Genomic DNA, 15,752 nt, shown 5'->3' with positions numbered 1-15,752 from the left:
GCGCGTTGAGTATCGTGACCGGGTGACGGACGGCCACCGGCGGAGGACCCGGGCGGGCCGGGACGGCGGGGAGGCCGGGGCGGGGTGACGGAGGAGACGGCGGGCGCGAGGCGGTCCGGAGCGCGGGCCCTGGCGGCGCCCCTGGGCGCGGCGCTGGCGGCGGGGACCGCGGTCGCCCTGGTGGGCGCGGTCGACCCGAACGAGCCCGGCCACTACCCCTCCTGCCCCTTCCTGGTGCTGACGGGGCTCTACTGCCCCGGCTGCGGCGGCCTGCGGGCCGTGCACGCGCTCGCCCACGGCGATCCCGCCGCGGCCCTCGGCCTCAACCCGCTCCTCGTGGCCGCGGTGCCGCTCCTGGCCGCGCTCTGGGCGCGCTGGGCGGTGCGGTCCTGGCAGGGCCTGCCGTTCGACGCCGGGCGGCTCCGTCCCGCGCACGCGTGGTGGCTGCTCGGCGTGATGATCGTTTTTTGGATAGGACGAAATCTGCCTTTCGGGGACTTCCTGGCGCCATAGCGACCACGCCCGTCACCCAGTGGCGGGGTGACCTCGGCAAGGCCGATAGCATCGGCAGGACAAGGGCAATCGATCGGGAGGGACCTGACCCGTGAGCGAGCGGAGCGAGCGAACCACCAGACGCAGCAGCTTGCGAACGAGGGCGACGGAGGAGGCCCGGTGAGCCAGCGGACCACGGGTGCAGGGATGATCACGAACGTGGCCTCCGGGCTTCACGGGGAGGCCTCATGAGCGTTCTGGACGAGATCATCGACGGCGTCCGCGCCGATCTGGCCGAGCGGCAGCAGGCCGTGGCCCTGTCCGAGCTCAAGGCGCGGGCCGAGCGGGCGCCGGCGCCCCGCGACGCCTACAAGGCGCTCGGCGGGGACCAGGTGGCCGTCATCGCGGAGGTGAAGCGCTCCAGCCCCTCGAAGGGCGCGCTGGCCGCGATCGCCGACCCGGCCGCCCTGGCCGCCGACTACGAGGCCGGCGGCGCGCACGTCATCAGCGTGCTGACCGAGAAGCGCCGCTTCGGCGGCAGCCTCGACGACCTGGCCGCGGTGCGCGCCGTCGTCGACATCCCGGTGCTGCGCAAGGACTTCATCGTCACCTCCTACCAGCTCTGGGAGGCCCGCGCCCACGGTGCCGACCTGGCGCTGCTGATCGTGGCCGCGCTGGACCAGAACGCACTGGTCTCCCTCATCGAGCGGGCCGAGTCGATCGGGCTGGCCCCGCTGGTGGAGGTGCACACCGCCGAGGAGCTCGACCGGGCGCTGGACGCCGGAGCCCGGATCATCGGCATCAACGCGCGCAACCTCAAGACCCTCGAGGTCGACCGAGAGGTGTTCGCCAAGCTGGCGCCGGAGATCCCCGACGGCATCATCAAGATCGCCGAATCGGGTGTGCGCGGCCCCCACGACCTGCTCGCCTACGCCCGGGCCGGCGCCGACGCCGTCCTGGTCGGGGAGAGCCTGGTGACCGGCAAGGACCCCCGGGCCGCCGTCGTGGACCTGGTCACCGCCGGAGCCCACCCCGCATCCCGACCCGAGGGGCAGTAAGACAAGTGACAGCGACGCAAGAGCCCATCCTCACCGCGGCGGACCTGGCAGGCCACGGCGTCCACGGCGACGACCCGGACGCCCAGGGCAAGTTCGGCATCTTCGGCGGCCGCTACGTGCCCGAGGCGCTCATCCCGGCGCTGGACGAGGTCGCCGCCGAGTACGACCGGGCGAGGAACGACCCCGCATTCCTGCGCGAGTTCGACCATCTGCTGCGCACCTACGCCGGACGGCCGACCACCCTCACCGAGGTGCCGCGCTTCGCCGAGCAGGCGGGCGGCGCCCGGATCATCCTCAAGCGCGAGGACCTGACCCACACCGGCGCACACAAGATCAACAATGTGCTCGGCCAGGCCCTGCTCACCAAGCGCCTGGGCAAGACACGGGTGATCGCCGAGACCGGTGCCGGTCAGCACGGCGTCGCCACCGCGACCGCCGCCGCCCTGATGGGCCTGGAGTGCGTCATCTACATGGGCGCCGTCGACTGCGAGCGCCAGGCGCTGAACGTGGCGCGGATGAAGCTGCTCGGTGCCACGGTCGTCCCGGTCACCAACGGCAGCCAGACCCTCAAGGACGCGATCAACGAGGCGTTCCGCGACTGGGTCACCAACGTCGACCGCACCCACTACCTGTTCGGCACGATCGCCGGGCCGCACCCGTTCCCCGAGATCGTGCGCGACTTCGCCCGCATCATCGGGGTCGAGGCCCGCCGCCAGATGCTGGAGCTGACCGGCGCCCTGCCGGACGCCGTCTGCGCGGCCGTCGGCGGCGGCTCGAACGCGATCGGCATCTTCCACGCCTTCATCGAGGACTCCGGCGTCGCGCTGCACGGCTACGAGGCCGGAGGCCGGGGCCTGGAGACCGGCGAGCACGCGCTCACGCTCACCGAGGGCTCGGTCGGCGTGCTGCACGGCTCGCGCACCTACGTCCTGCAGGACGAGGAGGGGCAGACGATCGAGTCGCACTCGATCTCCGCCGGGCTCGACTATCCCGGCGTCGGCCCCGAGCACGCCTGGCTGAAGGACAGCGGGCGCGCCGTCTACCACGGCGTCACCGACGCCGAGGCGATGGAGGCCTTCGCGCTCCTGGCCCGCACCGAGGGCATCATCCCGGCGATCGAGTCCTCCCACGCCCTGGCCGGGGCCCTCAAGCTCGGCCGCGAGCTGGGTCCCGAGGCGACCATCCTGGTCAACCTCTCGGGCCGCGGCGACAAGGACATGGGCACCGCCATGAAGTACTTCGACCTCTGACGACCGCCTCGCCTCCCCTCCGGCCAGGTCCGGAGGGGGCCCAAGGCCCCGATCCGCAACGGAACCCAACATGACGACTCTCCAGACGGTGTTCGCCAAGGCGAAGGCGGACGACCGCGCAGCCCTCGTCGGATACCTCCCCGCCGGATTCCCGACGAAGGACGGCGCGATCGCGGCCGCCACCGCCATGGTGGAGGCGGGCTGCGACGTGATCGAGATCGGCCTGCCCTACTCCGACCCGCTCATGGACGGTCCGACCATCCAGGACGCGGTGCACCGGGCGCTGAGCAACGGCACCCGCATCGCCGACGTGCTGCGCACGGTCGAGGGCGTGGCCAAGACCGGTGCGGCCACCCTCGTCATGACCTACTGGAACCCGATCGACCGCTACGGGGCCGAGCGGTTCGCCCGTGACCTGGCGAGCGCGGGCGGCGTGGGCACCATCACCCCGGACCTGACCCCGGAGGAGGCCGGTCCCTGGCGGGAGGCCAGTGCCGCCGCCGGGATCGACACCGTCTTCCTGGTCGCGCCCAGCTCCACCGACGCGCGCATCAAGGCCGTCGTCGAGTGCTGCACCGGCTTCGTCTACGCGGCCTCGCTGATGGGCGTCACCGGTGCCCGCGAGTCGGTCAGCTCGTCGGCGCAAGGCCTGGTCGAGCGGACCCGCGCCCACACCGACCTGCCGGTCTGCGTGGGGCTGGGAGTCGGCAACGGCAGGCAGGCCGCGGAGGTCGCGGCCTACGCCGACGGCGTGATCGTGGGTTCGGCGTTCATCCGCCGCCTCCTGGACGCCGCCGACGAGACCTCGGGTCTGGCGGCGGTCCGCGAGCTCGGCGCCGAACTCGCGGCGGGCGTGCGCGCCTGACCCGTCCGGGAGTCTCCGGCCCCCAAGAGCGGCCGTCCGCCGGGACGGCCGCTTTTCCGTGTCCGGCGCGGCTCGTCCGGCACCGGCGTACTCGGAACCTCCTGGTCCGGCGCAGCGCGTCCGGCGCCTCCCGGACGGGAGGCCGGGGCGCCTGGACCCACCGGGTCCCGATCGCCGGCCCGGACCGGAGATGCCCGGGGCAGGGCCCGTGATCAAGGCGATGTCCAGGACTTATACAGTGCTTATGGAGCTCATGATGGGCTTTCTCGGGACATCCGGAAGATCCGTGGAGGACCGTCACGGCGGAACCGGGAATAGGAGACGATGGTGCTCGTGACTTCTGACAAGACCGCGTCCCCAGGGCCGCGTGCCGTCCGTTCGGCGCTACCCTGGGTGACGACCGCCTCGCGGCTCGTGCTGGGAGGCGTGCTGATCGTCGCTGGTTGGGGGAAGATCGGCACGCCTGTCCTGTCGGTCCAGGCGGTCAAGGCGTACGACCTGCTTCCGGAATCGCTCGCCACGGTGGTCGGCTACGGCCTGCCCATCATGGAGATCGTCGTCGGGGTGCTGCTGGTCGTCGGGCTGCTCACCCGGGCCGCGGGAGTCATCTCCGCGCTGCTCATGCTGGCCTTCGTGATCGGCATCGCCTCCGCCTGGGCGCGCGGGCTGCGGATCGACTGCGGCTGCTTCGGCGGCGGCGGCCAGCTCGCGGCCGGCGTGGAGCCCAGCTACCTCGTCGACATCCTGCGGGACTTCGGCCTGTTCGCGCTCGGCGTGGTCATCGCCTGGTTCCCGCCGGGCCGGTTCGCGCTGGACTCCGTGCTCGGGGTCACCTCCGCGCGGGAGGCCGATTCGTACGACACCGATGACACCGATGACACCGACGACGCAGACGACGCAGACGACGCCGAGGGCGACGGCATCGAGGGCGACGACGGCGAACCCCTGCAGAAGGAGAACCACTGATGGGCAAGGCCGCACGGGACCAGTCGGCCCGTGACCGGATCAAGGCGCAGCGCGAGGCGGAGCGGAAGCAGGAGCAGCGCAAGCGCATGACGACCATCGCGACCGTGGTGGTCGTCGCGCTGGCCGCCGTCGGGGCGGGCTGGTGGTACTCCATCCAGAGCGGTCAGTCCGAGGAGACCACGACGGCGCTGGCTCCGATCACCGTCCAGAGCGACGGTTCGGTCGTCATGGCCAAGGCCGGCGTGGACAAGCCGGTGCTGGACGTCTACGAGGACTTCCAGTGCCCGATCTGCGCGGAACTGGACAGGACCAGCGGCCCGACCGTCAAGAACCTGGCGGCCGAGGGCAAGGTCAAGGTGGTCTACCACCCCATCACGATCTTCGGTGAGGGCGTCGTCCGGGACAACTCCGTCCGCGCCGGGGCCGCGGCCCGCTGCGTGCCCGACGGCAGGCAGTGGATGGCCTACCACGACAAGCTCTTCGAGGAGCAGCCCCCGGAGACGGTCGAGGGCTTCAAGACCGACGAACTGGTCGAGTGGGGCAAGGAGGCCGGGGTCACCGCCCCGGGCTTCGAGCAGTGCGTCACCTCGCAGCAGCACGCCAAGGCGCACGCCGACTACTCGAACGCGCAGATCGAGAGCGCGCAGATCCAGGGGACGCCGACGCTGAAGCTCAACGGGACGGCGCTCGGCAACGAGGCGTTCAACCCGTCGCAGCTGCGCCAGGCGATCCTCGATGCCGCCAAGTAGCGCGTGACACGGTAACGTCACCTGACATGCCCCTCGCCTCGATTCCCAGCCCCTCCCAAGGGGTCTGGCACCTCGGCGTAATCCCGATCCGGGCCTACGCACTGTGCATCGTGCTCGGCGTCATCGTCGCCGTCATCATGAGCGAACGCCGCTGGCGCGCCCGTGGCGGCGAGCCCGGCACGATGGTGGACCTCGCCGTCTGGGCCGTGCCGTTCGGCCTGGTCGGCGGGCGCCTCTACCACGTCATCACCGACTGGCAGCTCTACTTCGCGCCGGACGCGCCCAACGAGCCGATCGAGGCGCTGTTCATCTGGAAGGGCGGGCTGGGCATCTGGGGCGCCGTCGCGCTCGGCGCCCTGGGCGTGTGGTTCGGCTGCCGCGGCCGGGGGATCTCCCTGTCCGCCGTGGCCGACACCGTCGCCCCCGGCATCGCGGTGGCCCAGGCCATCGGGCGCTGGGGCAACTACTTCAACCAGGAGCTGTTCGGCAGCCCCACCGACCTGCCGTGGGGCCTGGAGATCGACCCCGACAAGCAGGGCACGGTGCCGGGCGAGGACACCTACCACCCCACGTTCCTGTACGAGTCGATCTGGGACCTGGGCCTGGCCCTCGTGCTGATCTGGGCGGGCCGGAGGTTCGCCCTCCGGCACGGCCGGGTGTTCGCGCTCTACGTGGCGGGCTACACCGTCGGCCGCTTCTGGATCGAGGGCCTGCGGGTCGACACCGCCCACCACATCCTGGGCCTGCGGCTCAACCAGTGGACCTCGATCGTCCTGTTCATCGCCGCGCTCGCCTACTTCTGGTGGGCCAGGAACAGGACCGGCGAGGAGCTGGTGGGCACCGGGACCGGAGCGGGCGCGGAGGCCGCGGTGACCGGTGGGGAGCCGGCGCACCCGTCCGACCAGGCCGACGAGGCCGACGAGGACGGGGGTTCCGCCGATGATCCGGTGGAGCGGGCCGATCCCGCGGCCGCGGCGCCCGGAGAGCGGGACGGGTCCGGCGATCCGGAGGACCCGGTCGACCCGGCGCACCCGTCCGACCAGGCCGACGAGGACGAGGAGAGCGGCGGGACGCAGGAGCCCGAAAGATCCCCGGCGGCGTCGGCCACCACCGGCAGCGCCACCACCGGCAGCACCGCCGCCGAGGAGGCGGCCGGGGAGCCCGGCGGGGAGGCCGGCCGGGAGAAAGAGAAATCGTGAGCGGCGACGGCTCGCGCAAGCGCGCCGAGATCCACCACGAGCACCGCGACGTCAACGGCGGCTGGCTCCGGCCGTCGGTGTTCGGCGTGATGGACGGGCTCGTCTCCAACTTCGCCCTCATCGCGGGGGTGGCTGGCGGCAGCGACGACACGGGGGTCGTCATCCTGGCCGGGATCGCCGGACTGGCGGCGGGCGCGTTCTCCATGGCGGGAGGGGAGTACGTCTCCGTGGCCAGCCAGCGGGAGCTCGCCCTCGCCGAGATCGACGTCGAGCGGCGCGAGCTCCAGCGCCATCCCGAGGCCGAGGAGGAGGAGCTCGCGCAGATGTACGAGGCGCAGGGGGTCGCCCCCGATCTCGCCGCACAGGTGGCCCGGCAGGTCTCACGCGACCCCGGCAGGGCGTTGGTGGTGCACACCCGCGCCGAGCTGGGCGTCGTCCCGGACGACCTGCCGTCACCGTGGGTCGCCGCCGTCTCGTCGTTCCTGGCCTTCACCGTGGGCGCGCTCCTGCCGCTCCTGCCGTACCTCCTGGGGGTCACCAGCCTGGTGGCCTCGGCGGCGGTCTCCTGCCTGGCCCTGTTCGGCGCGGGTGTCCTGGTCTCGCGGGTCACCGCGCGCAACTGGTGGTACAGCGGGCTGCGCCAGTTCGCGGTGGGCTCGGTCGCCGCGGCGCTGACGTTCGGCCTGGGCAACCTCCTGGGGGGGATGGCACTGTGACGACTCCGGCTCCCGGCCGCAAGCGCCGCCGCGCCTCCGGCCGCCGCGCCCCCGCCGAACACCCTCCCGCCGGGCAGCGCCCTCCGGCGCCTTCCGCGGAGCAGTCCCCTCCGGCCATCGCGTTCCCGCAGGGGGAGCCGTTCCCGCCGGCCGGGTCGTACTCCCCGGCCGGTTCCTATCCGGCGGAGCGGCGCCCCGCCACCGGAGGCGTCCCCGCGGAGCCCGCCCCCGCCGGGCGGGCCTTCACCGAGCGCTTCCCCGAGGCGGCTCTCGGTCCTGAGCGCCCCGCCTCCGAGAGCGGTGCGGGCGAGCGGGCCCCCGCAGCGGGCGGTGCCGCCGAGTCCGGCGCCGCCGAACGCTCCTCCGGGCGGCGCGCCTCCGCGAGGCGCTCGGCGAAGCGGTCCGCCAAGCCGTCCCCGGGACGCGACTCCGCCGAGGAACCGGAGGGGATCCTCGGTCGGCTGGAGGCCTGGGGCCTGAGCCCCGTCCAGCAGAAGCTGGTGCTGGGCGGCGCCTGGACGGCGGCCGCGGCGGCGGCCGTCGGCGCGCTGCTGCTCGCGATCGCCGCCATCGGCAACGACTACGTGCCCGAGCCGCCCGCAGCCGACACCGGGACCGCCGCGTCCCAGCCCAGGCCCGCCGCCTACCGGGGCTGGGCCTCCTCGAAGGTGTTCGCACCGATCGCGCAGAGCAAGGCCGACCCCCTGCTGCTGCCCCTGAAGGACGTCTTCGCCGAGAAGACCCTGACGGAGGGGCGGATCACGCTGAGGCTGACGGGCACCAAGCTCGACGCCGCCTGCGCCGACGCGGTGTGGGGACGGGCGCTGGCGGACCGGCTGGCCCAGGCGGGGTGCACCCAGGCTCTGCGGGGGACCTACACCAGCGCGGACCGGCGCTACGTCGCCCAGTACACCCTGTTCAAGCTCCGGGACGCCTCCTCCGCCGACGGGCTGGTGAGTTCTCTGGCCACCCTGCACCGGGGCGGCTGGGTCCGGCCGGTGGATCCGGCCCGGCCGCTCTTCACGGCGGACGGGCACAGCGAGGGCAGCGGCCACGCCATGGGGCACTACGCCGGGCTGGTCTGGATCGGGCGCGCGGACGGCGCCGAACCCGACGCCAAGGACGACTTCGTCTCCCTGTCCCTGGCGGTCAGGGGCGCGGAGAAGGCCGTGTTCCGGCGGGTCGTCGCGGTGGCGCCTGCTTCCTGACGGCGGGTCGTCGCGGTGGCCCGGCCCCTCGTCGCAGCGGTCGCGGTGGCGCCGGCCTCTCGCCGGCATGGCGAACGGCCGGGCCCGCCGGCGGCCCGGTCCGGAGGCGCCGCCCGGACCGCCGCCGAGGCCGCCTGCACCCCGGTAAGCTCGGTGCCCATGCGCAAGTGGATCGCCGTGGCCGCCGCAGCCGTCGTCGCCGCCGCCGGGACGGCGTCCTGGTGGTTGCTGCGCGAGGAGGCCGGTGTGCGGCCGTCGACCTTCCGGAGCGAGCTGAACACCGCCCACTACGCCCCGATCGCCACCCGCGCGCTCGACCCGGAGCCGCTGACCGCCGCCGAGGTCTTCCCCGCCGGGCAGGTCGCCTCCGGCGGGATCACGCTGACGGGCGGGAGCCCCGAGTCCCTGGCCGACTGCGCCTCGGCCGTGTGGGGGAGCGCCGAGGCGGCCGTCGCCGGATGCACCCAGGCACTGCGGGCCGGCTACACCTCGGCGGACGGCCGGATCGCCGGGCAGTTCCTCATCTTCAACCTGGCGGACTCCGCCGCCGCCGACCGGCTCGTCACCGCGCTCGGCGGCGACGGGTTCGTCCGGCCGGCGCCCGGCCTCCCCGGGGCGTTCGACGGCGCCCGGGGCTGGGCCCAGGCCAGGGCGCTGGGCCACTACGTCACCGTGAGCTGGGTCGCGCCCGCGGGACCGGGGGCCGGGGTGGACCTGACCCACCCGCAGCTGGCCGTCGACGGCCTCGGCTTCGCGGTCCAGCGGCGGCTGGTCTGATCTTCTCGTCCCGCCTGCGGGGCCGTCGGCGGTCTCAGCGCTGGTCCGTCGGCGGTCTCAGCGCTGGTCCGTCGGCGGTCTCAGCGCTGGTCCGTCGGCGGTCTCAGCGCTGGTCCGTCGGCGGCCGGTGCGGCGAGGGAGGCCGCCACCGCGGCGGGCAGCTCCGCCAGGCGGCAGGCGGGCAGCTCCAGCACGGTGACGTCCGCGGACCAGGGGGCGGCCTCCGCGACGACGGCCTTCGCCTGCTTCTTGGTCAACTCGCCCCGCTCCCTGATGAGGGCCTCGCGCCAGGTGTTGGCGAGCTTGCCGTGGGAGTTGTCGAGGATCCGGCGCAGGACCCGCTCCTGCGCGGACTCGGGGAGCGGACGCCGTACGGCGTCGACGGTCCGGCCCGTCACGGTCAGCTCGTAGACGCAGGACAGCGGCCCGGCGGGCAGGTCCCCCGAGGGCGCGGCCGTCCAGGCCCGGACGCGGCGGGCCCGGGTGGCGAGGAGGAGGCGGGGGAGCACGGACTCCATCCCGGCCGGCACGGCCACCGCGACCTCGGCGGGGTCGGCGGCGTACGGCTTGGCGAGCCAGGTCGAGAGCCGGGCCCGGGGAATCCGCGGCAGCGTGTCCCGCGGCCACTCCCCGACGAGCACGGCGGGGGAGAACCCCGCGGGCCCCTCCGGGGTCAGGTCGGGGGCGACGTCGGCGGGCCGGGACTCGACGGACTGGGGGCCGTGGGTGTAGATGGCCGCGCCGAGCCCGTCGACGCGGGCGGCCACGGCGGGCCACGTCTTCGTCGTGGGGCGCAGGAGGTACAGATCGGCGGCCGAGCCGATGGCCTCGGCGCCGTGGTAGCGGTTGAAGTCCGGGTAGATCGCCTCGCTGACCAGGTTGAGGGCCGAGAGCGCGTGCTGGACCTTCAGCGCCAGCGCCGGGGTGCGCTCGCCGGCGCCGTACGCCAGCAGGATGCGGCCGTGCTCCCGGTCGGCGATCCCCTCGACGGCGCGGGCGGCGAACAGGCCGATGCCCTCCGGCGTGTACGGCGGGTCGGTGACGGCCAGGTCGGCCCAGCCCTGCACGGAGGCGGGCAGTCCCAGGCGCAGGTCGGCCCAGCGGGTGCGGACGTCCACCCCGAGCCGCTCGGCCTGCTCGGCGATGTAGGCGAGGATGCGCTCGTCGACGTCCACCACGGCCACCTCGGCGTCCGGGCGCAGCAGCGCGGTCGCCAGCGAGGTCAGGTCGTGGTCGCCCACGCACAGGATCCGCGCCCCGGGCAGCCAGAACCGGGCGTCCATCAGCAGCGCCCGCCGGACCACGGTGTCGGCGGTCGCGGCCACGTGGTCCAGCGCCTGGCGGCCCCGGGGGGCCTTGGCGACCAGCTCCTCCATCCGGGCCAGGAGATCGGCGTGCCCGCCGAGCAGGTGGGCCACCGGGTCGGCGGGGCCGTGCGGGGCGGCGGACAGGCCGGGGAGCGGCTCGCGGAGCCGGAACCGGTCGCCGGAGCGCTCCAGGCGGGCCTCGGCCTCGGCCTCGCGGAGCAGGGCCTCGATCGCCCGCCGGGACGTCGCGGTCTCGCGGACCAGGGCGGCCAGCGTCCACCACCTGCCGTCGCCGAGCAGCGCCAGCGCCGTCCGCAGCCGCCTGCCGTCCACGCCCGCGTGCCGGAGAAGCCCCTCGATCCCGTTCATGGGCCCAACCCTAGAGGAACGCCCGTCCGGCGGCCGGTGGCGCGGGGCGCGGGGCGGCAGAGGCCCGGACCACCGCTCTCCGGCCGGGAGGGGCACGGCCTCCGGCCTGCCCGTCCGGCGAAATGGACGAAGCAGCGTCAAATAGCTGCGTCCAGGGCCGGGTAGGGAGGTTTCCGACAGGGTACGGTAACCTCTACTCACCACGCAGCAGGGCCAACGTCGTCCCTTTGCTTGTTTCCACACGAAGCAGAAGAAGACGACGGGAGGGATTCGATGCCTGCTGCCCACCTCGGTTTTCCCGAGCCCCAGGGCCTCTACGACCCCGCGCACGAGCACGACGCCTGCGGTGTCGCCATGGTCGCGGACGTGGCCGGACGACGCAGCCACGACATCGTCGCCAAGGCTCTGACGGCGCTGTGCAATCTCGATCACCGGGGGGCCCAGGGTAGCGAACCGGACACCGGTGACGGTGCCGGGATCCTGACGCAGATTCCTGACACGTTCCTGCGCGCGGTGGCCGCCGAGGCCGGTGTCCGCGAGCTGCCCCCCGCGGGTTCCTACGCCGCCGGCACGGCCTTCCTGCCGGTCGACGCCGAGGCGCGCGCGACCGCCGAGCGGATGATCGAGGAGATCGCCGCGGAGGAGGGCCTGACCGTCCTCGGCTGGCGCGACGTCCCGGTCGACCGGACCCTCCCGGGCCCCAGCGCCCGCGCGGTGATGCCGTTCTTCCGCCAGCTCTTCGTGTCGTCCCCGGGCGGCGAGTCCGGCCTGGAGCTCGACCGGCCGGCCTTCTGCCTGCGCAAGCGGGCCGAGCACGAGGCGGACGTCTACTTCCCCTCGCTGTCGTCGCGGACGATCGTCTACAAGGGCATGCTCACCCCCGGCCAGGTCGAGCCGTTCTTCCCCGACCTGAGCGACGAGCGCTACGAGACCGCGATCTCCCTGGTCCACTCGCGCTTCTCCACCAACACGTTCCCGTCGTGGCCGCTGGCGCACCCCTACCGCTACGTCGCCCACAACGGCGAGATCAACACGGTCAAGGGCAACCGCAACTGGATGCGCGCCCGCGAGGCGATGCTGGAGACCGCCAACCTCCCCGGCGACCTGGCGCGGCTCTTCCCCATCTGCGACCCCGACAGCTCCGACACCGGTTCCTTCGACGAGGCGCTGGAGCTGCTCCACCTCGCCGGCCGCACGCTGCCGCACGCGGTGCTGATGATGATCCCCGAGGCGTGGGAGAACCACACCGAGATGGACCCCGCGCGGCGGGCGTTCTACGAGTTCCACTCCTCGCTGATGGAGGCCTGGGACGGCCCGGCCTCGATCACCTTCTCCGACGGCACGCTGGTCGGCGCGGTCCTCGACCGCAACGGTCTGCGCCCCGGCCGGTTCTGGGTCACCGACGACGGCCTCGTCGTGCTGGCCTCCGAGGCCGGTGTGCTCGACATCGAGCCCGAGCGGGTGGTCCGCAAGGGCCGCCTGCAGCCGGGCCGGATGTTCCTGATCGACACCGCCCGCGGCAAGATCATCGAGGACGACGAGATCAAGGCGGAGCTCGCCGCCGAGCTGCCCTACGCCGAGTGGCTCCACGCCGGCCTGGTCCGCTTCGAGGAGCTGCCCGCCCGCTCCCGCGAGATCCCGACCCACGAGGCGCTCGTCAAGCGGCAGCAGACCTTCGGCTACACCGAGGAGGAGCTGCGGATCATCCTGTCGCCGATGGCGAGGACGGGCGCCGAGCCGATCGGCTCGATGGGCACCGACACCCCCGTCGCCGTGCTCAGCGAGAAGCCCCGGCTGCTGTTCGACTACTTCAGCCAGCTGTTCGCGCAGGTGACCAACCCGCCGCTGGACGCCATCCGCGAGGAGCTCGTCACCTCCCTGGCCAGCACCATCGGCCCCGAGGGCAACCTGCTCGACCCGGGCCCGGCCTCCTGCCGCCAGCTGGTCCTGCCGTACCCGGTGATCGACAACGACGAGCTCGCCAAGATCATCCACATCAACGACGAGGGCGCCCTCCCCGGCTTCCAGCCGTACGTCGTCTCCGGCCTGTACGAGGTCGCGGGCGGCGGCCGGGCGCTGGTCCGGCGCCTGACGGAGATCCGGGCCGAGGTGTCGGCGGCCATCGCCGGCGGCGCGCGGATCATCGTGCTGTCCGACCGGGGCTCCTCCGCGGAGCTCGCCCCGATCCCGTCGCTGATGCTCACCGGCGCGGTCCACCACCACCTGATCGCCGAGAAGACCCGGACCCGGGTGGGCCTGGTCATCGAGACCGGCGAGGCCCGCGAGTGCCACCACATGGCGCTGCTGATCGGGTACGGTGCCGGCGCGGTCAACCCCTACCTCGCCATCGAGACCGTCGAGGACATGGTCGACACCGGCGTGCTGAAGGTCGACCGGCACAAGGCCGTGCGCAACCTGATCAAGGCGTACGGCAAGGGCGTGCTGAAGGTCATGTCCAAGATGGGCGTGTCCACCGTCGCCTCCTACACCGGCGCGCAGATCTTCGAGGCGCTCGGGCTCGGCCGGGAGGTCGTCGACACCTGCTTCGCCGGGACCACCTCCCGCCTGGGCGGCGTCGGCTTCGACGTCCTGGCGCGCGAGACCGCCGAGCGGCACCTGCGGGCCTACCCGCGCGTGGAGAACGCCCACCGCCGGCTGGAGGTCGGCGGCGAGTACCAGTGGCGCCGCGAGGGCGAGCCGCACCTGTTCAACCCCGAGACCGTCTTCAAGCTGCAGCACGCCACCCGCACCCGCCGCTACGAGATCTTCAAGGAGTACACGGGCCTCGTGGACTCCCAGGCGGAGCGGCTGATGACGCTGCGCGGGCTGTTCAGGTTCAGGGACGGTGTACGCGAGCCGGTCCCCATCGACGAGGTCGAGCCGGTCAGCGAGATCGTCAAGCGGTTCTCCACCGGCGCGATGTCGTACGGCTCCATCTCCGCCGAGGCGCACGAGACCCTGGCGATCGCCATGAACCGGCTGGGCGGCAAGTCCAACACCGGCGAGGGCGGCGAGGACCCCGAGCGCCTCTACGACCCGGCCCGCCGCTCCTCGATCAAGCAGGTGGCCTCCGGCCGCTTCGGCGTCACCAGCGAGTACCTCGTCAACGCCGACGACATCCAGATCAAGATGGCCCAGGGCGCCAAGCCCGGCGAGGGCGGCCAGCTGCCCGGCCACAAGGTCTACCCGTGGATCGCCAAGACCCGGCACTCCACCCCCGGCGTCGGCCTCATCTCGCCGCCGCCGCACCACGACATCTACTCCATCGAGGACCTCGCCCAGCTCATCCACGACCTGAAGAACGCCAACCCGGTCGCCCGCGTGCACGTCAAGCTCGTGGCCGAGGTCGGCGTCGGCACGGTCGCGGCGGGCGTGAGCAAGGCCCACGCCGACGTCGTGCTCATCTCCGGCCACGACGGCGGCACCGGTGCGTCCCCGCTGACCTCGCTCAAGCACGCCGGCGCCCCCTGGGAGCTGGGCCTGGCCGAGACCCAGCAGACGCTGCTGCTCAACGGCCTGCGCGACCGGATCACGGTCCAGGTCGACGGCCAGCTCAAGACCGGCCGCGACGTGGTCATCGCCGCGCTGCTCGGCGCCGAGGAGTACGGCTTCGCCACCGCGCCGCTGGTCGTCTCCGGCTGCGTCATGATGCGCGTCTGCCACCTGGACACCTGCCCGGTCGGCGTCGCCACCCAGAACCCCGAGCTGCGGCGGCGCTTCACCGGCAGGCCCGAGTTCGTGGTCAACTTCTTCGAGTTCATCGCCGAGGAGATCCGCGAGTACCTCGCCCAGCTGGGCTTCCGCTCGCTGGAGGAGGCCATCGGCCACGCCGAGCTGCTCGACACCGCCTCGGCGGAGGACCACTGGAAGGCGGCCGGCCTGGACCTCGGGCCGATCCTGCACCAGCCGGAACTGCCCGAGGGCGCCGCGGTGCGCAAGGTGCGCGAGCAGGACCACGGCCTGGACGCCGCCCTGGACAACACCCTCATCCAGCTGGCCGAGGGCGCCCTGGCGGACGGCACCCCGGTCACGCTGGACCTGCCCATCCGCAACGTCAACCGCACGGTCGGCACCATGCTCGGCCACGAGGTGACCAAGCGGTACGGCGGAGCCGGCCTGCCCGACGGCACCATCGACGTCCGGTTCACCGGCTCGGCGGGCAACTCCTTCGGCGCCTTCGTCCCGCGCGGCATCACGCTGCGCCTGACCGGCGACGCCAACGACTACCTCGGCAAGGGCCTGTCCGGCGGCCGGGTCATCGTCCGGCCGCACGAGGCCGCCCCGCTCGACGGCCACATCATCGCCGGCAACGTCGGCCTGTACGGCGCGACCTCCGGTGAGGCGTTCGTCCGCGGCGTCATGGGCGAGCGGTTCTGCGTCCGCAACTCCGGCGCCACCGCGGTCGTCGAGGGCGTCGGCGACCACGGCTGCGAGTACATGACCGGCGGGCGGGTCGTCGTGCTCGGCCCGACCGGCCGCAACTTCGCGGCCGGCATGTCCGGCGGCATCGCCTACCTGCTGGACCTCGACCCCGCGCGGGTCAACCGCGAGATGGTGGAGATCGAGCCGCTCGGCGAGGCCGACTCCGAGGAGCTGCGGAGGATCGTCGAAGCGCACCTGACCGAGACCGGCTCCCCGGTCGCCAGGGAACTGCTGGCCGACTGGGACCCGGCGCGCTTCAGCAAGATCATGCCGACCGACTACAAGCGGGTCCTGCGCGCCGCCGAGGCCGCGCGGCTCGAGGGCAGGGACATCGACGAGGCGGTCATGACGGCCGCGGTCCAGGGATAAGGGGG

At 73.3% G+C, this 15,752-nt stretch carries 12 protein-coding genes; 11 read left to right on the top strand and 1 reads right to left on the bottom strand.

The features are described from left to right. Nucleotides 1–84 precede the first annotated feature (84 nt). From IEZ06_RS11165 to IEZ06_RS11120, 10 genes are all read left to right on the top strand, one after another. Nucleotides 85–513, top strand: coding sequence for a DUF2752 domain-containing protein (locus IEZ06_RS11165; RefSeq protein ID WP_189236607.1), 429 nt, complete (start codon nt 85–87; stop codon nt 511–513). A gap of 227 nt (nt 514–740) precedes the next feature. Continuing rightward, nucleotides 741–1,550, top strand: a complete 810-nt coding sequence (gene trpC, locus IEZ06_RS11160) for an indole-3-glycerol phosphate synthase TrpC (RefSeq protein ID WP_068894115.1) — start codon at nt 741–743, stop codon at nt 1,548–1,550. A gap of 44 nt (nt 1,551–1,594) precedes the next feature. Beyond that, on the top strand, nt 1,595–2,800 hold the full coding sequence (gene trpB, locus IEZ06_RS11155) for a tryptophan synthase subunit beta (RefSeq protein ID WP_229797972.1): 1,206 nt from the start codon (nt 1,595–1,597) through the stop codon (nt 2,798–2,800). 70 nt (nt 2,801–2,870) lie between these two features. Continuing rightward, nucleotides 2,871–3,665, top strand: coding sequence for a tryptophan synthase subunit alpha (gene trpA / locus IEZ06_RS11150; RefSeq protein WP_189236605.1), 795 nt, complete (start codon nt 2,871–2,873; stop codon nt 3,663–3,665). A 393-nt stretch (nt 3,666–4,058) separates the two neighbouring features. Next, the gene (locus IEZ06_RS11145; RefSeq protein ID WP_229797953.1) at nt 4,059–4,631 is read left to right on the top strand and encodes a MauE/DoxX family redox-associated membrane protein; all 573 of its coding nucleotides are present in this window, start codon (nt 4,059–4,061) and stop codon (nt 4,629–4,631) included. Beyond that, a complete protein-coding gene (locus IEZ06_RS11140; protein WP_189236603.1) occupies nt 4,631–5,380 on the top strand; it encodes a DsbA family protein in 750 nt (249 codons plus the stop codon). Before IEZ06_RS11145 ends, IEZ06_RS11140 begins: the two co-directional genes overlap by 1 nt. Nucleotides 5,381–5,406: 26 nt before the next feature. Next, complete coding sequence (gene lgt / locus IEZ06_RS11135; protein ID WP_189236602.1) at nt 5,407–6,579, top strand: prolipoprotein diacylglyceryl transferase; 1,173 nt, start codon at nt 5,407–5,409, stop codon at nt 6,577–6,579. Next, nucleotides 6,576–7,295, top strand: coding sequence for a VIT1/CCC1 transporter family protein (locus IEZ06_RS11130; protein WP_203871720.1), 720 nt, complete (start codon nt 6,576–6,578; stop codon nt 7,293–7,295). The genes lgt and IEZ06_RS11130 overlap by 4 nt, the downstream gene beginning before the upstream one ends. Then, complete coding sequence (locus IEZ06_RS11125; protein ID WP_189236601.1) at nt 7,292–8,503, top strand: hypothetical protein; 1,212 nt, start codon at nt 7,292–7,294, stop codon at nt 8,501–8,503. Before IEZ06_RS11130 ends, IEZ06_RS11125 begins: the two co-directional genes overlap by 4 nt. 159 nt (nt 8,504–8,662) lie before the next feature. Continuing rightward, the gene (locus tag IEZ06_RS11120; protein WP_189236600.1) at nt 8,663–9,280 is read left to right on the top strand and encodes a hypothetical protein; all 618 of its coding nucleotides are present in this window, start codon (nt 8,663–8,665) and stop codon (nt 9,278–9,280) included. 80 nt (nt 9,281–9,360) lie between these two features. On the opposite strand, the gene IEZ06_RS11115 is transcribed toward IEZ06_RS11120, so the two are convergent. Continuing rightward, nucleotides 9,361–10,956 carry a bis-aminopropyl spermidine synthase family protein gene (locus IEZ06_RS11115; protein ID WP_189236599.1) on the bottom strand — a complete coding sequence of 532 codons (1,596 nt, stop codon included), beginning with the start codon at nt 10,954–10,956 and terminating at the stop codon, nt 9,361–9,363. Between the two features lie 273 nt (nt 10,957–11,229). Between IEZ06_RS11115 and gltB the strand changes: the two genes are divergently transcribed. After that, nucleotides 11,230–15,747 (top strand): glutamate synthase large subunit, encoded by a 4,518-nt coding sequence (gene gltB / locus IEZ06_RS11110; RefSeq protein ID WP_189236598.1) that lies wholly within the window; start codon nt 11,230–11,232, stop codon nt 15,745–15,747. Nucleotides 15,748–15,752: the final 5 nt, after the last annotated feature.

This window comes from Planomonospora antibiotica, assembly GCF_014647955.1.
GTDB classification, from domain to species: domain Bacteria; phylum Actinomycetota; class Actinomycetes; order Streptosporangiales; family Streptosporangiaceae; genus Planomonospora; species Planomonospora parontospora.
Note: the sequence above shows the minus strand (reverse complement) of the source record. Positions and strands in the feature narration are given on the sequence as shown.

Bases quoted from the DNA above. Each gene is read 5' to 3' on its own strand.
- lgt (WP_189236602.1), top strand. From the start codon at position 5,407: ATGCCCCTCGCCTCGATTCCCAGCCCCTCCCAAGGGGTCTGGCACCTC.
- IEZ06_RS11140 (WP_189236603.1), top strand. From the start codon at position 4,631: ATGGGCAAGGCCGCACGGGACCAGTCGGCCCGTGACCGGATCAAGGCG.
- IEZ06_RS11120 (WP_189236600.1), top strand. From the start codon at position 8,663: ATGCGCAAGTGGATCGCCGTGGCCGCCGCAGCCGTCGTCGCCGCCGCC.
- trpA (WP_189236605.1), top strand. From the start codon at position 2,871: ATGACGACTCTCCAGACGGTGTTCGCCAAGGCGAAGGCGGACGACCGC.
- IEZ06_RS11115 (WP_189236599.1), bottom strand. From the start codon at position 10,956: ATGAACGGGATCGAGGGGCTTCTCCGGCACGCGGGCGTGGACGGCAGG.
- gltB (WP_189236598.1), top strand. From the start codon at position 11,230: ATGCCTGCTGCCCACCTCGGTTTTCCCGAGCCCCAGGGCCTCTACGAC.
- trpC (WP_068894115.1), top strand. From the start codon at position 741: ATGAGCGTTCTGGACGAGATCATCGACGGCGTCCGCGCCGATCTGGCC.